Origin of the sequence: Streptomyces marianii, from assembly GCF_005795905.1 — a bacterium.
In the GTDB taxonomy this organism is placed as follows: Bacteria; Actinomycetota; Actinomycetes; order Streptomycetales; family Streptomycetaceae; genus Streptomyces; species Streptomyces marianii.
The window spans coordinates 7,782,699-7,801,723 of record NZ_VAWE01000001.1 but is presented as its reverse complement, the minus strand read 5'-3'; the positions used below and the strand labels follow the sequence as shown (position 1 = coordinate 7,801,723).

The 19,025-nt window shown below is 73.8% G+C and carries 15 protein-coding genes; 11 read left to right on the top strand and 4 right to left on the bottom strand.

The window, feature by feature from the left end:
* Nucleotides 1-183 precede the first annotated feature (183 nt).
* The gene (locus FEF34_RS35215; protein ID WP_138056780.1) at nt 184-849 is read right to left on the bottom strand and encodes a class F sortase; all 666 of its coding nucleotides are present in this window, start codon (nt 847-849) and stop codon (nt 184-186) included.
* Nucleotides 846-1,658 carry a hypothetical protein gene (locus tag FEF34_RS35210; RefSeq protein ID WP_138056779.1) on the bottom strand — a complete coding sequence of 271 codons (813 nt, stop codon included), beginning with the start codon at nt 1,656-1,658 and terminating at the stop codon, nt 846-848. The genes FEF34_RS35215 and FEF34_RS35210 overlap by 4 nt, the downstream gene beginning before the upstream one ends.
* 375 nt (nt 1,659-2,033) lie before the next feature.
* Between FEF34_RS35210 and FEF34_RS35205 the strand changes: the two genes are divergently transcribed.
* The gene (locus FEF34_RS35205; RefSeq protein ID WP_138056778.1) at nt 2,034-2,855 is read left to right on the top strand and encodes a class I SAM-dependent methyltransferase; all 822 of its coding nucleotides are present in this window, start codon (nt 2,034-2,036) and stop codon (nt 2,853-2,855) included.
* 44 nt (nt 2,856-2,899) lie between these two features.
* Here FEF34_RS35205 and FEF34_RS35200 read toward each other — a convergent pair whose 3' ends face one another.
* Nucleotides 2,900-4,477: a SpoIIE family protein phosphatase gene (locus FEF34_RS35200; protein ID WP_138056777.1), complete on the bottom strand. Its 1,578-nt coding sequence runs from the start codon at nt 4,475-4,477 to the stop codon at nt 2,900-2,902.
* A 630-nt stretch (nt 4,478-5,107) separates the two neighbouring features.
* On the opposite strand from FEF34_RS35200, the gene FEF34_RS35195 reads away from it, so the two are divergent.
* The 7 genes from FEF34_RS35195 to FEF34_RS35165 all read left to right on the top strand — a co-directional run bounded on the left by FEF34_RS35195 (nt 5,108) and on the right by FEF34_RS35165 (nt 15,425).
* Nucleotides 5,108-5,860, top strand: coding sequence for a (Fe-S)-binding protein (locus FEF34_RS35195; RefSeq protein WP_138056776.1), 753 nt, complete (start codon nt 5,108-5,110; stop codon nt 5,858-5,860).
* Nucleotides 5,857-7,332, top strand: a complete 1,476-nt coding sequence (locus FEF34_RS35190; protein ID WP_138056775.1) for a lactate utilization protein B — start codon at nt 5,857-5,859, stop codon at nt 7,330-7,332. The genes FEF34_RS35195 and FEF34_RS35190 overlap by 4 nt, the downstream gene beginning before the upstream one ends.
* Complete coding sequence (locus FEF34_RS35185) at nt 7,329-7,973, top strand: LutC/YkgG family protein (protein ID WP_138056774.1); 645 nt, start codon at nt 7,329-7,331, stop codon at nt 7,971-7,973. Before FEF34_RS35190 ends, FEF34_RS35185 begins: the two co-directional genes overlap by 4 nt.
* Before the next feature lie 302 nt (nt 7,974-8,275).
* Nucleotides 8,276-11,008, top strand: a complete 2,733-nt coding sequence (gene lanKC / locus FEF34_RS35180) for a class III lanthionine synthetase LanKC (protein WP_138056773.1) — start codon at nt 8,276-8,278, stop codon at nt 11,006-11,008.
* A gap of 59 nt (nt 11,009-11,067) precedes the next feature.
* Nucleotides 11,068-11,202, top strand: coding sequence for a SapB/AmfS family lanthipeptide (locus FEF34_RS35175; protein WP_093652864.1), 135 nt, complete (start codon nt 11,068-11,070; stop codon nt 11,200-11,202).
* Nucleotides 11,203-11,310: 108 nt separating this feature from the next.
* Complete coding sequence (locus FEF34_RS35170) at nt 11,311-13,446, top strand: ATP-binding cassette domain-containing protein (protein ID WP_234042675.1); 2,136 nt, start codon at nt 11,311-11,313, stop codon at nt 13,444-13,446.
* Nucleotides 13,443-15,425, top strand: a complete 1,983-nt coding sequence (locus tag FEF34_RS35165) for an ATP-binding cassette domain-containing protein (RefSeq protein WP_138056772.1) — start codon at nt 13,443-13,445, stop codon at nt 15,423-15,425. Before FEF34_RS35170 ends, FEF34_RS35165 begins: the two co-directional genes overlap by 4 nt.
* Nucleotides 15,426-15,462: 37 nt before the next feature.
* Here the strand turns inward: FEF34_RS35165 and FEF34_RS35160 are convergent, their stop codons facing one another.
* On the bottom strand, nt 15,463-16,068 hold the full coding sequence (locus tag FEF34_RS35160) for a response regulator transcription factor (protein WP_138056771.1): 606 nt from the start codon (nt 16,066-16,068) through the stop codon (nt 15,463-15,465).
* Between the two features lie 473 nt (nt 16,069-16,541).
* On the opposite strand from FEF34_RS35160, the gene FEF34_RS35155 reads away from it, so the two are divergent.
* The 3 genes from FEF34_RS35155 (at nt 16,542) to FEF34_RS35145 (ending at nt 18,962) form a co-directional block, all read left to right on the top strand.
* Entirely contained in the window at nt 16,542-17,027 is a 486-nt protein-coding gene (locus FEF34_RS35155) for a hypothetical protein (RefSeq protein WP_138056770.1), read from the top strand.
* Between the two features lie 491 nt (nt 17,028-17,518).
* On the top strand, nt 17,519-18,037 hold the full coding sequence (locus FEF34_RS35150) for a toxin-antitoxin system HicB family antitoxin (RefSeq protein ID WP_138056769.1): 519 nt from the start codon (nt 17,519-17,521) through the stop codon (nt 18,035-18,037).
* Nucleotides 18,038-18,119: 82 nt separating this feature from the next.
* Nucleotides 18,120-18,962, top strand: coding sequence for a DUF4097 family beta strand repeat-containing protein (locus FEF34_RS35145; RefSeq protein ID WP_138056768.1), 843 nt, complete (start codon nt 18,120-18,122; stop codon nt 18,960-18,962).
* The last annotated feature ends 63 nt before the right edge of the window (nt 18,963-19,025 follow it).

Here is a 19,025-nt window from a genome sequence, read left to right as displayed (position 1 = left end):
GTCCTTCCACAGGCGCTCGCACCCGGCGCGGTCGTGGGCACCGCCGCGTCCCCGGGACCGTTGGACGCGGTCCCCCGGCAACGCACACGGTGCCCACGACCGTGGTGACGTCTCCACGGCGCCCCGGGCCGGGCGCCGCCGGCCCCGCCCTGCGGGCGGACGACGCCGCATTCGGACCACGCCCTACGCGACCGCCACCATGCTGGCGAACACCACGACGTTGTTGGGGTAGTAGCTGCGGTCGGCGTCGAACTGGCCGCCGCAGGTGACCAGTCGCAGGCCCGCGTGATCGAGGTTCTTGTAGACCTCCAGGGTGGGGAACTCCTTCTTCGGGTACTCGGCGATGCGGTCCACGGCGAACTCGGCCGTCTTCCCGTCCTCGCGCGTCACCTTGATCGTGTCGCCGGCCTTCAGCGTCTTCAGCTTCTCGAAGACCGCGGCCTTGCCGTTCCAGGTCACATGCCCGGCGATCACCGCCGGCCCCTGGGAGCCGGGGGTGGGGCCCGGTTCGTACCAGCCCGCGAGGTCGGGGTTCTTCGGGGTCGTCATCGTCCCGTCCTTGTTCTGCCCGAGCGACTCGAGCTCGCTCTGCACTCCGAGGGACGGGATGGACACCACGCGCGGCGCGGACCGGGCGAGTGCCCCTGCGGCCTTGCCCGCTCCCGCACCCGCCGCCGGCTCCTGACCGCCCGCCGGGTCCTGTGCCGCGCTCCGGTCCGAGCCGGCCGGCGGTGCCGCCGCGTCCTGGCCGCCGCAGGAGGTGAGCAGCAGCGTCGCCGCGAGGGCGATCACCGACACGGTCGCACGCAGGGCACCGGGCCCCGCCCCGCTGCCGGAGGAGCGGTTCATGCGGCACCCGCCGTCTTCGCCGTCGCCGCGGAGCTGGTCGTCGTCCTCCTGCGGACGACGACCAGCGCACCGGCCGCCGCCGCGGCCGCGACGGCGCCGCCGGTCACCGCCCCCGGGGAGAGCGCGGCACCGGGTCCGCCGCCGGTCTCGATCCCGCCGACCGGAATGGACCCGACCGCGGCGCCCTTGACCACCCCGCAGTTGGTCGGTGCGGTCGCCTCCTGGGGGAGCTTGGGGTCGAGCTCGCTCTTGCCGGCGCCCTCGACGTCGTACTCGCCGTTGTCGTTGCGGTCGATGCCGTGCTGCACGATGTGCAGGTCCTTGATGTTGTCGACCACGTCCTGCGAGACCTTGATGGTCCGCTTGTAAGTGATCTTGCCCTCCTTGTCGGCGACGGGCATCCGGTCGACGGCCAGGCCGCTGCCCGCGTCCGTCTCCCCTTCCGTGGTGAGGGAGATGTTGATGTCGCCGTAGTCCTTCGTGGCCTCGGTGTTGTTGAGGATCCCGTCGCCGTCGGTGTCGTCGCTCGCGTCCGGGCAGTGGAAGTCGCGCCCCTCGGTCGACCCGTGCAGGTGCTGCGCCGAGGGCTGTCCCGGAACCATGCCCTCCGACTTGATCCACACCGTCAGTTCCCTGCCGCGAAGGCTCAGCATGGCCGTTCCCCGGGAGCCGGAGTCGTTCAGCTGCTCGAGATCGATCTGGAACGCCGGGTTCTCCGCCGCGAACGCCGTGGACGCGACGCAGGTGGTCAGGAGGGCGGCGGGAAGTGCGGCGAGCACCGCGATCCGGCCTGTTCGCTTGGACATCACGTTCGTTCCTGTTCCGCAGCCCCCGGACGGGAAAGCCGCATGTCGTACGGATTCCTGGCGATGCCCGGAGGATCCCGGGCATCGACTCACCCCTTGTCCACAGAACAGTCGCCGTGGACGGCGTGACGAGCACGGCGCACGGGCACCCGACGCCGGACACCTGGGCGTTCCGGGCGAACGCGATACCGCCGCCGTGGCCCCGGACCGGACCGGTCGGGACCGGGCACGGGCCGTTGCTCGTTGCAACTGATATGTCGTTACCTTTGAAACGTACGGATCCCCCGGGGTGTTCAATGTCCGCCCGGGACGATCCGGGGGGACCCGGCATCGCCCTGAGCGCGCCCCCCGCGGGAACCGGCGTCGTAGGTTGGGGTCATGACGACCACCGCATCGCAGGAAGCGTTCCTCCGGGCCTTTCACGCCGGACATCCGGCGGTGACGGCAGAGGCGTTCGGGGGCGGCCGCGCCCCGGACGGCCGGTCCAGCTACGAGATCCTGTGTCATCGGGCGGCGGGAAGCAGACGCGTTCTGGACCTCGGATGCGGCGACGGCCTGCTGCTGGAGCATCTGGCGCGCAGTGGGGGAAGGCGGCTCGCGGGAGTCGACCTCTCCCCGGAGTCACTGGCCCTGGCGCGGCGCCGACCGTCGCTGTCCGAGGCGCGGTTGGAGGAGGGCCGCGCGCAGAGCCTTCCCTTCGCCGACGACAGCTTCGACGCCTGCGTCTCGCACATGGCGCTGATGCTGATGGCCGAGATCGACCAGGTGGCGGCGGAGGTTGCCCGCGTGCTGGCTCCCGGCGGCGTGCTGGCCTGCGTCCTGGGCGGCGGAGGCGTCGGCGGCGAGGCGTACGAACGCTTCACCACCCTGTTGCGGTCCGTCGTCGGGGAAGCGCCCCCTTCCCAGCGCATCCCGGCACTCGGGGACAGGAGGACGCGCAGTCGCGACGGGCTCGACGAGATCCTGGGACCGGCGGGCTTCACCCCGGCGGACTGGGAGACCGTCCCCATCGATCTCGGCGGTTCGGCCGACGAGGTGTGGGAGGTCGTGTCCCGCGTCTACGACCTCGGCCCGCTGGACGCGGCCGCCGTCGAGCGTCTGCGGGCGGGCTTCCTGACCGAGGCGAAGGAGATGGCGGGTCCGGACGGGCGCGTTCCCTGCGGGTTCAGGATCCACGTCGCGACGGCTCGACTGCGCTGAGGACCGGCTGGAGGGCGCCCGCCGGAGGGAGTCGGGGCCCGGGCTCACCGCTCCCGCGAGCGGCCGCGCCCGCCCGCGCCGTGCTCCCCGCTCCCGGGCGCGGGCGGCCGCACGGCGCCCGGGCCGGGCACGGACGGCAGGACCCGGGCCACGAGCAGCGCCACGTCGTCGTGGTCGCCGGGATGGCGCAGGGTGCGCAGCAGCACATCACAGGTGTCGTCAGGGGAGCGTTCGGGGTCGTCCAGGAGGCTGAGCAGGTTGTCCAGGCACGCGTCGATGGGCTGGTCCCGCCTTTCCACCAGACCGTCGGTGTACAGGACGAGCTGGTCGCCCGGGTCGAGGGCGACCGTGCGGGCGTCGAAGTCGCCCTTTCCCACTCCCAGCGGGGTGCCGGTGGGCAGGTCGAGCAGTTCCCGAGTCCCGTCGGCGTGGAGGAGGGCGGCGGGCAGATGACCGGCCTGGGACATGCGGCACCGGCCGGTGCGGGGGTCGTAGACCGCGTAGACGCAGGTGGCGATGGTCTCCTGTGCGAGGTCCTGGGTGATGCGGTCGAGGTGCCGGAGCACCTCCGCGGGGTCGAGGTCGAGGCAGGCGAGAGTGCGGGTGGCCGTTCGGAGCTGCCCCATGGTGGCGGCGGCGCTCACGCCGCTGCCCATGACATCACCGACGACGAGTGCGGTCTTGTCGCCGCCGAGCGCGATGACGTCGTACCAGTCCCCGCCGATCTCCACGGCGGCTCGGGCGGGCCGGTAGCGGGACGCGACCGCCAGGCCCGGTCGCGGGGGCGGTGAGACGGGCAGCAGGCTGCGCTGGAGGGCGAGCACCGTGCGTCGTTGCTCCTGTACGGCGCGGTGCCGCTCGGTGACGTCGACGCTCGACGTCACCACGCCCAGCACCTTGCCGTTGGGGGTTTCGAGCCGGTGGAAGGAGATCGACCAGGCGTGCTCGTTCTCCGGGTCCGCCGGGGTCCTGCCGACGGTGTACTGGTCCAGGACCGGGGTGCCGGTCGTCAGGACCTGGCGCATCGTCGCCGCGAAGGACGCGTCCAGGAACGGCAGCACCTCCTGGACGTGCCGGCCCACGTGCTCGGCGGCAGGCACGCCGTTCATGCGTTCCTCGGCCGGGTTCACCGAGATGTAGCGGAGGTCGGTGTCCAGCACACCCAGGCCGATCGGCGACTGCGACACCAGGCGGGCGGAGAGGGCCAGGTCCCGCTCGACCCGCCGGATCGTCGTCTGGTCGGCGGCCAGACCCAGGGCGTAGTAGTCGCCCTGGTCGTCCATGAGCCGCATGTTGCGGAACTCCACCAGCCGGGTTCCGCCGTCCTTGTGCCGTACGGGAAAGACGCCGGCCCAGCTGTCCCCGCCCTCCATGACCTGCGCGAAGATGTCCAGCACCGACTCCAGGTCCTCCTCGTGGACCAGCAGCCGGCCGGCGAACCGGCCCAGGGCCTCCTCGGCGCTGTAGCCGAACAGACTCTCCGCCTGGGGGCTCCAGAGGTCGATCCTGCCCTCGTCGTCGAGCAGCACGGCCGCCACACCGAGCAGGTCGAGCAGCCCGCCGGAGGCGGTCGGAGCGAGCTCCCCCGCCCTGGGATCGGTCCGGGACCTGGCCGCGCACATACCAGTCCTCCTCACTGCCCGCACCGTGACCTGCGCACCGGTGTGCGGCGCGGGCCCGGCCGGGAGCACTCGGCCGCAGCCCCATCGTCCCTCCGAAAGGGGCACCCCTGCAGCCTCTCGGCCGTGGCGTCCACGGAGCCGCGTCTCGTAACGCCCACCTCGCGCGGAGCCCCCGGGGTACGTGCGCGGGACGGCTTCCCCCGCCGCCGGCGCCGGGCGGCCGGTCAGCGCATTCGGCGGTCGCCGCCGGGCGGGCGGGCCGGTCCCACGGCGGACGGCCGCGGGCTGCGGGCTGGGCTGCCCGCCGACGCCGGTCCCGCCGGGCCGCGGGGGCCGCCGGGGCCGCCGCGCCAGGGAACGTCCGCGTACAGACCTCTCCGGCCGACACATGATCGGGGGTCTGACCGAGCTCCGGGGCCTCCTGTGCGAGACTCAGGAGCCACGGCCCATGGACCCGCGGGTGACGTCCGAGCCCGGGTGCAGCGGGCCGAAGCCCGTCTCACCGGAGCCCGGGCCGATGCCCGCACCGGATCCGGTGCCCGGGCCGGGGGCCGGCGCCGGCCCGGATGCCCGTGCCGATGCCCGATCCGGTGCCGTAACCGGAGCCGGAGCCGCCGAGGAGGGACAGCCATGCGGGTCGCGCTCTTCGTCACCTGCGTCAACGACACGCTCTTCCCGCGCACCGGCCGGGCCGTCGTCACCCTCCTGGAGCGCCTCGGTGCGGAGGTGGACTTCCCACCGGAGCAGACCTGTTGCGGTCAGCCGCAGTTCAACACCGGCTACCGGCACGAGACCGAACCGCTGGTGCGCCGCTACGCCACCGCGTTCGACGCCTACGACTACGTCGTCACGCCCTCCGGCTCCTGCGCCGCCATGGTCCGCGACAACTACCCGCGCATCGGCGCGAAGGCCGCCGCCGAGGGCCGCGGCCGGGAGCTCGCCGAGGCGGCGGCCCGCGCGGTGCCGAAGACGTACGAGCTGACCGAGTTCCTGGTCGATGTGCTCCAGGTCGTGGACGTCGGCGCGTACTACCCGCACACCGTCACCTACCACCCCACCTGCCACGGTCTGCGGATGCTCGGACTCGGCGACCGGCCCCGCCGGCTGCTGGAGCGGGTCGAGGGCCTGGAACTGCGCGAGCTGCCCGGCGCCGAGGAATGCTGCGGCTTCGGCGGCACCTTCGCCGTCAAGAACGCCGCCGTCTCCGCGGCGATGGGCGCCGACAAGGCCCACAACATCGCCTCGACGGGCGCGGAGGTGGTGTGCACCGTCGACAACTCCTGTCAGATGCACATCGGGGGCACGCTCAGCCGCCTCGGGTCGGCGGTCCGCCCGGTGCACATCGCCGAAATCCTCGCGAGCACGGAAGGGGACCCCCGATGAGCGGCGGTACGTATCTCGGCATGCCCGCCTTCCCGGAGGCCGCGGCCCGCTCCACCCGGAACGCCACCCTGCGCGGCAATCTGCGCCACGCCACGCACACCATCCGCGACAAGCGAGCCAGGGCCGTCGCCGAACTCGACGACTGGCAGCGGCTGCGGGCCGCCGGCGCCGCGATCAAGACCCGTACGCTGCGCCACCTCGACCACTATCTGGAGCAGGTGGAGTACGCGGTGACGGCGGCGGGTGGCCACGTCCACTGGGCGGCCGACGCCGCCGAGGCGAACCGCATCGTGACCCGGCTGGTCCGCGCCACCGGGGAGACCGAGGTCGTCAAGGTCAAGTCGATGGCCACACAGGAGATCGGTCTCAACGAAGCGCTGGCGGAGGCCGGCATCACCGCCTGCGAGACCGACCTCGCCGAGCTGATCGTGCAGCTCGGCGACGACCTCCCGTCGCACATCCTCGTCCCCGCCATCCACCGCAACCGCTCCGAGATCCGCGACATCTTCCGCGCGAGGATGGCGGATTGGGGCAGGCCCGCCCCGGACGGGCTGACCGACCGGCCCGCCGACCTCGCCGAGGCGGCCCGGGTTCACCTGCGGGAGAAGTTCCTGCGCGCCAGGGTCGCGATCTCGGGCGCCAACTTCATGGTCGCCGAGACCGGCACCCTCGTGGTGGTCGAGTCGGAGGGCAACGGGCGGATGTGCCTCACGCTTCCCGAGACGCTGATCTCCGTCGTCGGCATCGAGAAGGTCGTACCGACATGGCGGGACCTGGAGGTGTTCCTGCAACTGCTCCCCCGCTCCTCCACGGCCGAGCGCATGAATCCGTACACCAGCATGTGGACGGGCACCACCGACGGCGACGGCCCGCGCGCGTTCCACCTCGTGCTGCTCGACAACGGCCGCAGTGACACCCTCGCCGACACCGTCGGACGCCAGGCGCTGCGCTGTATCCGCTGCTCGGCCTGCCTCAACGTCTGCCCGGTGTACGAACGGGCCGGCGGCCACGCGTACGGATCCGCCTATCCGGGCCCGATCGGCGCCGTCCTCACGCCCCAGCTGCGCGGCACGGACAGCGAGCTGGACGCCTCGCTGCCGTACGCCTCGTCACTGTGCGGCGCCTGCTACGAGGTGTGCCCGGTCGCCATCGACATCCCGGAGGTGCTGGTGCACCTGCGGGAACGGGTCGCCGAAGGCGGCCCGGTGACCCGCGACGGAAGGAAGGTCGTCATCCGCCCGGCGAAGGGCCACGCCGCCGAGCGGGCCGCGATGCGCGCCGCCCGCTGGACGTTCGACCACCCGGGGGCGCTGCGCACGGTCCAGCGCCTCGCCGCGCGCACCCGCCGGCTGCGTCCGGAGCACCTGCCGGGGCCCGGCCGGGCCTGGACGGACACCCGGGCGGTACCGGAGGTGCCGGCCGAGTCGTTCCGCGACTGGTGGCGGCGGACACGAGGGGAGGGCACCGAGTGAGCAGCAGGGACACGGTGCTCGGCCGGGTCCGCCGCGCTCTGGCGGACGTACCGCGCGAGGAACAGCCCGGTGACGTGCCGGTCGCCCGCGACTATCTGCGCGTCCACGGTGCGCGCACGCCGGAGCAGACGGCGGACCTGCTGGCGGAGAACCTCGCGGACTACCGGGCGTTCGTGCACCGCTGTTCCGCGGACGGGCTGGCGAGGCTCATCGCCCGGCTGCTGGCGGAGCGCGGCTCCGCGTCGGTGCTGGTGCCGGACGGCCTGCCACCGCGGTGGCTGGCGGTCGCGGACGCCGTGCGGATCGCCGACCGTGCGGCGGGCACCCCTCGGGAGCTCGACGCCGTGGACAGCGTCGTCACCGGCTGCGCCGTCGCCGTCGCCGAGACCGGCACGATCGTGCTGGACGGCGGCCCGGCGCAGGGCAGGCGCCGGATCACGCTCGTCCCGGACCACCACATCTGTGTGGTGCGGGTCCCGGAGCAGGTCGTCGACTCGGTGCCGCAGGCTCTCGGGCGGCTGGACCCGTCCCGTCCGCTGACGTGGATCAGCGGCCCGTCGGCGACGAGCGACATCGAACTGGACCGGGTCGAGGGGGTCCACGGGCCCCGGACCCTGGAAGTGGTCCTCGTGGCGGACTGAGCCCGGACCCGTGCCGCCGTGACGAGCCCGTGCACGTCGGCCGGCACCCGGCGAGGCGGCCCCGTCCGCGCGGGGACGCTGACGCGGGAACGGTGCGGTCTCACGGAACATCGCCGGTGCCCGCCGGTCGGCGGCCGCTGACGCCGACCGGCCACCCGGCCGGCAGTGCGCCGCCCGGCGTCCCGCCGAACGCCGGTTACTCGTGAGTTCCTCACAGTCCTTTGGTGTCAGTTGTGACTGTCGGGGCGCTCCCGGCCCGTGCCAGTCTTCGGAACGTCGAAACCGGCCACAGGGGGAGCGAGATGAACAAGGGGTACGCCGTCTACTGCGACGCCGACCGGACGTTCTACGACGCCCCTCACCGGCTCGCCGAGGACGGTGACGGACCGGGCAGGCCGTACGAGGCGGCGCGGCGCGAGGCGCCGGCGGGCTGGCAGCGGCACCGCAGGGGCGACTGGCTCGCGTACCGTCCCCTCGACAGCCGACTGCCGGCGCAGGGCTGGAAGATCCATGTCTCGGCCTGTCTCGACAACGCGGAGAAGGTGCTCGCCCAGGTCTGGGACTACTGCGTGCCCCGGGACATCGCCTTCAAGTTCGTACCGAGCCGGTATCTGCTGCACATCCGCAACGCCAAGTACGCGGAGCGGGCGGGGAGCGGCAAGTTCATCACCGTCTACCCCGCCGACGACGCACAGTGCCGGACCACGGCCGAGGATCTCAACGCCCTCCTGGCCGGGGAACCCGGACCGTACATCCTGAGTGATCTGCGCTGGGGGGCCGGGCCCGTCTTCGTGCGGTACGGGAGCTTCACGGAGCGGCACTGCCGCGACGAACAGGGGGAGTTGCGGCCCGCCGTCGAGGACGGCTCGGGGCGGCTCGTCCCGGACGTCCGGGGGCCCGCCTTCCACGTGCCGGAGTGGATCACGCTGCCCGGCTTCCTCCGCCCGCACGCGGAGGCACGGGCCGCCACCACCACCGACGGCATCCCCTACACCGTCGAACGTGCCCTGCACTTCTCCAACGGCGGCGGCGTCTACGTCGGCCGGGACGAGCGGACCGGCCGACGGGTCGTGCTCAAGGAGGGCCGGCCGCACGCCGGGCTGGCGGCCGACGGCGCCGACGCGGTGACGCGGCTGGAGCGGGAGAAGGACGCGTTGGAGCGCCTGTCCGGGCTCGACTGCACGCCGGAGGTGCTGGACTGGTTCACGCTCGGCGACCATCGCTTCCTCGTCCTGGAGTACATCGAGGGCCGGCCGCTCAACAGCTTCTTCGCCCGGCGCCATCCGCTGATCGAGGAGGACCCCGGCGACCGGGCCCTCGCCGCCTACACGGAGTGGGCGCTGCGCGTCCACGGGTTGGTGGAGGACGCGGTGGCGCGGATCCACGCACGGGGAGTGGTCTTCAACGACCTGCACCTGTTCAACATCATGGTCTCCGAGGACGAGTCGTCCGTGGTGCTGCTGGACTTCGAGGCGGCCGCACCGATCGGGGAGGGCCGCCGCCAGGTCATCGCCAACCCCGGTTTCGTGGCCCCCGCTGACCGCAGGGGCGCCGACGTCGACCGGTACGCCCTCGCCTGCCTGCGTCTCGCCCTGTTCCTTCCGCTGACCAGCCTGTTCGCCGTCGACCGGGCGAAGGCGGCCCATCTGGCGGACATCGCGGCCGAGAACTTCCCGGTGGACCGCGCCTTCCTGGACACGGCCGTCGCGGAGATCACCCGCGGCCTCCCGTCCGCCCCGTACTCCGGGAGGCCCTCGCCGGCGCCCTCCCCGAAACCGGCCGAGGCACCCTCCGCGAAACCGGCCGGGACATCTCCCGCGGACACCTCCGTGGCACCGGCCGCGACACCTCCCGCGAGCCCCTCAGCGGAACCGGCCGAGACGCACAGGCCGGACTACCTGCCCGTCGAACCGGGCGACTGGCCGCGCAGCCGCGACTCGATGGCGGAGGCCATCCGCGCCTCCGCCCGCTTCGGACGGGAGGACCGCTGCCTGCCCGGGGACATAGCCCAGTTCGCCGGTCCCGTGGGCGGCGCCTGCTTCGCCCACGGCACGGCCGGAGTGCTGTACGCACTCGCCGAGACCGGCTGCGGCGCCTGGCCCGAGGCCGAGGAGTGGCTGCTGCGTACCGTGCGCCGTCCGGCGTCCGGCACCCCTCTCGGCTTCTACGACGGGCTCGCCGGCATCGCATGGACCCTGGACCGCCTCGGGCACCGGGCGGCGGCCATGGACCTGGTCGGCCTCGTCCTCGCCGAGGACTGGTCGTCCATGGGGCCGGATCTGCACGGCGGTCTCGCGGGCGTCGGCCTCGCTCTCGACGCGCTCGCGGAGTCCACCGGCGAGAGCTCGCTGCGGGACGCCGCCCTCCGCTGCGGCCGGCTCGTCGCCCGCACCACGGCGGCGGATCGCGCCCGGCCCGCCCGGCAGCGGGCCGGACTGCTCCACGGCGCCTCCGGCCCGGCCCTGCTGCACCTGCGCCTGTACGAGCGGACGGGCGACCCGTCCCTGCTCGGCCTCGCGGCCGATGCGCTGCATCGCGATCTGGACCGTTGCGTCCACGGCGCGGGCGGAGCGCTCCAGGTCGACGAGGGCTGGCGCACCATGCCCTATCTCGGTGCGGGCAGCGCCGGCATCGGCATGGTGCTCGACGACTGGCTCGTCCACGGCGACGACGACCGTTTCACCCGGGCGCGGCAGGAGATCGTACGAGCCGCGCAGGCGAAGTTCTACGCGCAGCCCGGCCTCTTCCGGGGTGCCGCCGGCATGGTGCTGCACCTGAGCCGGACGGCCGCGGCCGGGCCCGGCACCTCACGGGCCGACCTGGCGCGGCAGATCGGTGTCCTGTCCTGGCACGCCCTGCCGTACGAGGGCCGTCTCGCCTTCCCCGGCGAGCAGATGATGCGGCTCTCCATGGACCTCGCCACGGGAACGGCGGGCTGTCTGCTGGCCCTCGGCGCCGCGCTGCACGACACGCCGGTGCAGCTGCCGTTCCTTCCGCCCGTTCCGCCCGGCCGTGCGAACGGCCCCCAGAGCTGACCTCCGGTCATCGGAGGTCATGGCAAGGCACATTCCGTCCCCGAGAAAGGAAGACCATCATGTCGCTTCTCGACCTGCAGAGCATGGAGACCCCGAAGGACGAGCTCACGGACGAGATCGCCACCGGCGGCGGCAGCCGCGCGAGCCTGCTGCTCTGCGGCGACAGCAGCCTGAGCGTCACCACCTGCAACTGACCCGGTCGTCGCGCGGGGAGTCCGTGCGACGCCGGTGACACAGTCCGAACGGTCCCGGGCGGTTCCCTCGCCCGGGACCGTTCGGCTCGGACGACGAGGGGAGCGCCCATGACCACCCAACGTCCGGCGGCCGTGGCCGGTGACCGCACCCGTGGCGTCGACGGGCCGTCCGGGTCCGGCGGCGCCCGCTCGCTGCTGACGGACGCGGTACGGGAGTCCGCCGGACGGACCGCGGCGCTCGTCGTGGCGGGCCTGCTGTCGGCGGGCGCGGCCATCGCCCTGCCCGCCCTGCTCGGCCGCTCACTGGACCTCGTGCTCGCCGGGTCGGCGGAGGCCGGACCGTGGCTGGCGCTGTGCGCGGCACTCGTCGTCGCGGACATCCTGTGCGACGCGGCCTCCGCACACCTCACCGGCACCCTCACCGCGGTCTCCGCCGCGCGCATCCGCCGCCGTGCCCTGGGCCGGGTGCTCGCCGCCGGGCCGAGGGCGGCCGAGCGGTTCACCGGCGGGGATCTCGTGACCCGGCTGACGGCCAACGTGACGGAGGCCGCCACGGCACCCGCGACCGCCGCGGCAGCCGTACCGGCTCTGGTGCTGCCGGTCGGCGGACTGGTCGCGCTCGCCGTGACGGATCCGTGGACCGCCGCCGTCTTCGTGGCGGGAGCGCCGCTGCTGGTGCTGCTCGTCCGCGCGTTCACCCGCGAGACCTCCGCCGGGGTCGCCGAGTACCAGAAGGTCCAGGGGAACATCGCCGCCCGTCTGGTCGAGGCACTCGACGGAGCCCGCACCGTCGCCGCCGCCGGCACGTGGGAGCGGGAGCGCGCGCGCGTCCTCGCCCCCCTGCCGGAACTCGCCGCCAGGGGGCGGCACATGTGGCATGTCTACGGCCGAGCCGTCGCCCGCGGCGCGGTGCTGCTGCCCCTGCTGGAGACCGGAGTGCTCGCGGTCGGCGGACTGCGTGTGGCGGCAGGGGACATGAGCGTCGGCGAGCTGCTGGCGGCGCTCCGCTACGCGGCCCTGGCCGCGGGCGTCGGTGCCGTCGTCGGGCAGCTGTCGGGCCTCCTGCGCGGCCGGGCCGCGGCGCGGCGCACCGCCGAGGCGATGGCCGCACCCGTCATCGCGTACGGAAGGCGGGGGCTCCCCGCCGACGGTCCCGGCCGGCTGGAGTTCCGCGCCGTCTCGGTGGTGCGCGACGGCCGGACCGTGCTGAGGGGCGTCGACCTGGTCGTACCGGGCGGTGCCACGCTGGCCCTGGTGGGCCGGTCGGGCTCGGGCAAAACGGCCCTGGCCCGGCTTCCCGGGCGACTGACCGACCCGGACGCCGGCACCGTCTTCCTGGACGGCGTCCCCGTGGCGGAGATCGAACGTGACGTCCTGCGCCGGGAGGTGGCGTACGCCTTCGAGCGGCCCGCGTTGTTCGGCACGACCGTGCGGGAGGCCATCGCCTTCGGCCCCTGCGAACCGTCCATGACCGAGATCACCGGCGCCGCCCGGGCGGCGGGCGCGGACGCTTTCGTACGCCGGCTGCCGGACGGCTACGCCACACCGCTGACCCGCACCCCGCTGTCCGGCGGTGAGGCTCAACGACTTGGCCTCGCACGGGCCTTCGCCCATGCCGGACGGCTGCTCGTCCTCGACGACGCCACGTCGAGCCTGGACAGCGTCACCGAACGCCAGGTCGCGCGGGCCCTGTCGCACCAGGTGCGGTCCGGTACCCGTCTCGTCGTCGCCCACCGGGTCTCGTCGGCGGCGCGGGCCGACCTCGTCGCGTGGCTCGACGGCGGCCGCGTCAGGGCGGTCGGTCCGCATGCCGCGCTGTGGGCGCTGCCCGAGTACCGTGCCGTGTTCGCCGCACCCGGCGAGGCGCCGGACCAAGTGCCGGACACCGCAGGGGCGGGCGCCGCGCCGGGCTTCGGGCGAGCCGGTGACGACACCACGCGTGATGGTGGCACGGCGTCGAGCCACCCGACGGAGCACCGCGCGATCCCGCACCGACCGACCGAGCATGACGCGACCTCAAGCCGACCCACCACCAACCACACAACACCGCACCAACCGACAGAGCACCACGCGACACCGCACCGACCGACAGAGCACCACCCGACCTCAAGCCAACCCACCACCAACCACACAACACCGCACCAACCGACAGAGCACCACGCAACGCCGCACCGACCGACCGAGCACCACGGACCGGGGAGCGGCCCGGCTGAGGGCCACGAGCTGACGGGCGGGACGGCATGACGGCCGCGGGACGGGAGCGGACGGCCGCGGGACCTGCCCGACCGGCCCGATCGGCCACGGGAGCGGTGCCGTCGGCGGAGGACGGTGCGCTCCGGCCCGGTGCGGGGAGCACGAATCCGGACGACGGCGCAGCCGCGCCCCCGGCCACCGATCCCGCTCGGGGGGCGCTGCGCAGGACACTGCCGCAGGCCGTCCCGTTCCTCGCCCGGCGGCGCGGCGTGCTCCTGCGCCTCGGCGGCTGGTCACTGCTGGAGTCCGCGCAGACCTTCCTCGGCGGTTACGCCGTGGCGGCGGCGCTCGACCGGGGGTTCCTCGCCGGGCGTCCCGGCGTGGGACTCGTCTGGCTGGCCCTGGCCGCCGCGGCGGTCGTCGCCGGGGGAACCGCCACGGAACGCGTGTTCCGCCGGCTCGCCGACCTCGTGGAGCCGCTGCGCGACGGCCTTGTCCGCAGGGTCGTGTCCTCTGCCCTGTCCGCCGCGGTCGCCGGGCAGCGGAGACACACCGGCCATGCGGCCGTCTCCCGGCTGACCCACCAGACGGAGGCGGCACGGGACGGGTTCGCCGGGCTGGTGATGGTGACCAGGTCCTTCGTCTTCACTGCCGTGGGCGTCGTGGCGGGCCTCGCGGCGCTGGCGCCCGCGCTGCTGGTGGTCGTCCTGCCGCCACTGGCCGCCGGGCTCGTGCTCTTCGCCGCGGCGCTGCGTCCGATGGCGACCCGGCAGCGGGACTTCCTGCGTACCGACGAGGAGCTCGCCGCCCGGCTCGGTTCCGATATCGCCGGGCTCCGGGACATCGTCGCCTGCGGTGCGCAGGCGCGCGCCGAGGACGCGGCCGGCTCGCTGGTCGACGCGCAGACCCGGTCCGCGCGGGCACTCGCCCGGTGGGCCGCCGTGCGGACCCTCGCACTCGGGCTGGCCGGTCAGGCGCCGGTCGTCCTGCTCCTGGCCACTGCGCCCTGGCTGCTGGACCGGGGAGTCACCGCCGGGGAACTGCTCGGTGCTCTCACCTACCTGACGCAGGCGCTGCTGCCGGCCCTGAACACCCTGATGAACGGCCTGGGCGCGGCCGGCACCCGGCTGCTGGTGATCCTCGACCGCCTCACCGGCCCCGGCGAGCCCTCGACTCCGGGCTCGACGCCTGCCGAGGCGGCCGTGGACCGGCTTCCGTCCCGCGCGGCCCCGCGTCCGACGTCACGTGACGCGGTCACGGTCCCCGGGCACCCGGCTCCGCCGGTGGCGCCGCCCGGGGAGTCCGGCGACGCGGCACCGGGCCTGGAACTGCGGTCTCTTTCCTTCTCCTACGGCCCCGGCGCGACGCCCGTGATCGACGGCCTCGATCTGCTGGTGGAGCCGGGTGAGCACCTGGCCGTCGTCGGCCCGAGCGGTATCGGCAAGTCCACTCTCTTCGGTCTGGTCGCCGGGCTGCTGGTCCCGGACCGCGGGCAGCTGCTGATCGGCGGCAGGCCCGTGCACCGTCCGGACCGGGACGCGTTCGCGGCCGGGCGGGCACTGATCCCGCAGGAGGCGTACGTGTTCGGGGGAAGCCTCCGGGACAACCTGCTGTACCTGTGCCCCGACGGCGCCCCGGCGGCCTCCGTCGAGGCCGCGGTGCACGCCGTCGGCCTCGACCGCCTGGCACACGGGCCGGGCGGGCTGGACGCCCGGATCGATCCCGCGGCCCTCTCGGAGGGCGAGCGCCAACTGGTCGCCCTGGCACGGGCGTACCTCGCCCCGGCGCGCCTGGTCCTGCTGGACGAGGCGACCTGCCATCTGGATCCGGCGGCCGAGGCCCGCGCCGAGCGTGCCTTCGCCGACCGGCCGGGGACACTGCTGGTGATCGCCCACCGGCTCTCGTCCGCACGGCGCGCGGACCGCGTCCTGGTCCTCGACGGGGTGACGGCGACGGCCGGGCGCCACGAGGAGCTGCTCGAACGTTCCGAGACCTACCGCGATCTCGTGGGGCACTGGCAGGCCGGATGAGCGGCGGCGCCGTCCGGCCGGCCTGGTCGTGCGACGCTCAGACCCAGCCGGCGTGCTGGGATATCCGTATGGCGTCGACCCGGTTGCGGGCTCCGGTCTTGCGGGTGATCGCGGACATGTAGTTGCGTACGGTCCCGTGGGACAGGTGCAGACCGCGCGCGATCTCGGCGATCGTCGCTCCTTCCGCGGCCATGCGCAGGACGCTGAGCTCACGCGACGTCAGGGGCATCTCCGCGGCCTGGAGGAAGCCGAAGGCGAGCGACTCGTCGACGAACCGCTCGCCCGCGGCCACCTGCCTGATGCCGTCGAGTAATCGCTGCGGGCCCGCGTCCTTGCTGACGTACCCGAGGGCTCCGGCGTCGAAGGCGCGGCGCAGCAGACCGGGTCTGGTGCCGGTGGCGAGCACGAGGAGCGCCGCGGCCGAGCCGGTCGCACGCCGGAGCAGGCCGATCAGGCTGCCCAGCGTGGCCGCGCCCGGGCACTCGACGTCCACTATGCACACGTGCGGCTGGAGGGAGCGAACCTGCCCGACGGCCGCCCGCCACGACACCTCGCTCACCTCCAGGTCTTGCTCCCGCCCGAGCAACGCCGTCAGCGCGGACCGCATCAGACAGCTGTCGTGCACCAGCAGTACCCGAATCACGCCTCGTCCCCCTCAACCGTCCTGCCGCTCAAAGCGATCGGCCGAACACCAACGGTCAGTACGTACAGCCGTTGCCCCCGTATCGGATGAGTAGTCGCGCACGCGAAGGCACAGGAGCGCTCTCCACAAGCGGAGTGCGCCCTCTGCGCTCAGGAGCGGAAACAGGGCGCACGGAAGCGCGTACGGCGCGTGACGCCCTCGGCTGCGCACGCGGGGGCGAGATGCCGGTGCGCTGGGCGCTGACGGCGCGTCATTCGGCCCCTGAGCCGGTACCGAATGACGTCGGACGGTGTGGCGCCGACGCTTGTTCCGCCCTGCGGCTGAGCGCACCGCCTCCGCGTCGTCCTCAGGACGACGACCGCTCGGGCCGGTGCCGAGGGAGCACTTCGCGCGGCTCAGTACTCCGCCCGCTCCACCCCTACCGCTCCTCGACCGGGTCGCCCGGCTGCCAGACGGCATCGCTCCACTCCGGCGTGGGCACGGGCAGCGGCGGAGCCGGCGGCGGGTTGGTACCGCGGTTGGGGTTCTGCGGGACGCTCTGCGGCTCGCTCTGGGAGTCGTCCCGCTGTCCGCCCGGCACAGGACGTGACGTCTGCCCGCTGCCCGCCCCGCGCTGCTCCGCCGTCCGGCTGGGCTCGGCGACGCGGCCGGCCGAACCCGTGCGCGTCGCCGAGGCGCTCGGGGACGCCGCCGCCGAGGGGGACGGGGAAGCGGGCGGACCCACGGTCGCGGGTGCCGTCGAAGACGACGGCGACGGCGAGCCGGTTCCGGCAGGGGACACCGCGGCGCCGTCCTCACCACTGCAGGCGGTGGCTCCCAGAACCAGCGCCACCAGACACACGGCGCCCAACGGCACCCGCGAACGGGCGGGCCGCCCGCCGGCGGCCGCGGGAGTGCGGTTGGCGGACGAGGGCTGGGGCTCGGAAGGACGACTCATCTGCTACGACCTCTGGAGTTGACGGGGACGGGTGGGCCCGCGCAGGACGCGGCAGGAGTTGGACCGGAAGGCGGTACGGAGGGTTGCCCGCCGGAAGATCACAGAACGGGAACCGTCCGAGCGACGGGCGCCCCCGACCGGCCCATCGCACCCATGAGTCCCGGTGCGCTTCCCCTCGGCGCGGGATCCCGGGCGCAGCCGCCCCCGCCACCCGACGCCCCGCACCCGTGACGCGGACCATCCGGGAGCATTGCAGCGCGGCCCCGTTACACCCGGAGGACCGGACCGCCCCCCTGGCGCCACCCCGCACCAGATGACGCCAGAACGGTGCCACGCCGCGCCAAACGATGCCATCTCACCACTTCGCAGCCCTGCACGAGCACATACGGCGCCACACCGAACCCGACCCTCCGTACGCGTTTCCGCAGCTCAAGGCAGGCGCTTCAGCAAGCCCACCCTGGCATGGCGCCATCCAGGCTTGCATTTACGCCATAGTGGTGCCACTATTGCGCCATGGATCTCACCCCCTATGTCGACACCCTCCGCCGCGAACTCGCGGTGGCCGCCGAAGCCGGCGGCGACGAAGCGCGCGAGCTGGCCGGGAGGCTCACCGCCCCTCTGGAGTCGGCGACCCGGCTGACCCTGCTCAAGGTGCTCTCCGCCGCGATGGACGAGATCACCCGCGAGCTCGCCCCCGGCTCTGTCGACGTACGGCTGCGCGGGCTCGACCCCGAGTTCGCGGTGACGCCGCCCCCCGCAGACGGCGGCGCCCCGGTGGAGCCGGCCGTCCCCGTCGAGACGTTCACGCCCCCGGCACCGGCCGACGGCGACGAGGGCGGCACCGCCCGCGTCAACCTGCGTCTGCCGGCCCACCTCAAGGCCCGCGCCGAGGAGGCCGCGAGCCGCGAGGGCCTCTCGGTCAACGCGTGGCTGGTGCGCGCCGTGTCGGCCGCGGTCGACGGCGGCACCCGGCAGCGTACGCACGGTAGGACCCAGAACCTCGGACAAAGCTTCACGGGCTGGGTGCGCTGACCGCACACCTGCCCTCACTACTTCACCGACACCACGTCCCACCAGCAGGGACGCCCTGAAGACCCAAGAGGACGGGACAGCCATGCCTTCTTTCGACACTCCCGAACCGATCTCGGTCGCCGCGCACGTGGAGGCCGGTTCCCTCCAGTTCACCGCGGGCGACGGCCTCGACACCGTCGTCGACGTGCGGCCCCGCGACCCCAAGCGGGACCAGGACGTACGGGCGGCCGACCAGACCGAGGTCGCCTACGCGAACGGCACACTGACCGTCAGGACGCCCAAGTCCGCTCTGTTCGGCCGCACCGGCACCGTCGACGTGACGGTCGAACTGCCCACGGGTTCGAGCCTCGACGTGACCGGCGCCTGGGCCCAGGTGCTCACCGTGGGCCGGCTCGGCGCGGTACACGTGAAGACCTCGTCCGGCGACGTACGCCTCGACACCACCGGCCCGCTGAAACTGACCGCGTCCCACGGCTCGATCACCGTGGAACGGGTCGAGGGCACAGCCGAGATCACCACCAGCTCCGGCAGTCTGCGCGTCGGACTCGTCGACGGCCCCGCCGTCCTGAAGAACTCGCACGGCACCACGACCGTCCGCGCCGCGACCGGGGAACTGCGGGTGAGCGGTGCCAACGGCGACATCGAGATCCGGCGCGCCGAGGACTCGGTGACCGCCACGACCGCCCACGGCACCCTGCGCGTGGGGGAAGTGGCCCGCGGAACCGTCCAGTTGGAGACCGCCTACGGGGCCATCGAGGTCGGCGTCCGCGAGGGCACGGCCGCCTGGCTCGACGTCAGTTCGGGCTCCGGCCAGGTGCGCAACACGCTCACCGCTTCCGGGGCCCCCGAGACGACCGAGGACACCGTCAAGGTCCGCGCCCGGACCCGGCACGGCAACATCGACATCTGCCGCGCCACGGTCTGACCTCCGAAGAACGGCCCCGACACCCCACTTCCCGGACACTCCAGCCTTCGAACGGAGAGCCCC

Bases quoted from the DNA above. Each gene is read 5' to 3' on its own strand.
- FEF34_RS35215 (WP_138056780.1), bottom strand. From the start codon at position 849: ATGAACCGCTCCTCCGGCAGCGGGGCGGGGCCCGGTGCCCTGCGTGCG.
- FEF34_RS35205 (WP_138056778.1), top strand. From the start codon at position 2,034: ATGACGACCACCGCATCGCAGGAAGCGTTCCTCCGGGCCTTTCACGCC.
- FEF34_RS35200 (WP_138056777.1), bottom strand. From the start codon at position 4,477: ATGTGCGCGGCCAGGTCCCGGACCGATCCCAGGGCGGGGGAGCTCGCT.
- FEF34_RS35195 (WP_138056776.1), top strand. From the start codon at position 5,108: ATGCGGGTCGCGCTCTTCGTCACCTGCGTCAACGACACGCTCTTCCCG.
- FEF34_RS35190 (WP_138056775.1), top strand. From the start codon at position 5,857: ATGAGCGGCGGTACGTATCTCGGCATGCCCGCCTTCCCGGAGGCCGCG.
- lanKC (WP_138056773.1), top strand. From the start codon at position 8,276: ATGAACAAGGGGTACGCCGTCTACTGCGACGCCGACCGGACGTTCTAC.
- FEF34_RS35175 (WP_093652864.1), top strand. From the start codon at position 11,068: ATGTCGCTTCTCGACCTGCAGAGCATGGAGACCCCGAAGGACGAGCTC.
- FEF34_RS35170 (WP_234042675.1), top strand. From the start codon at position 11,311: ATGACCACCCAACGTCCGGCGGCCGTGGCCGGTGACCGCACCCGTGGC.
- FEF34_RS35165 (WP_138056772.1), top strand. From the start codon at position 13,443: ATGACGGCCGCGGGACGGGAGCGGACGGCCGCGGGACCTGCCCGACCG.
- FEF34_RS35150 (WP_138056769.1), top strand. From the start codon at position 17,519: ATGGATCTCACCCCCTATGTCGACACCCTCCGCCGCGAACTCGCGGTG.
- FEF34_RS35145 (WP_138056768.1), top strand. From the start codon at position 18,120: ATGCCTTCTTTCGACACTCCCGAACCGATCTCGGTCGCCGCGCACGTG.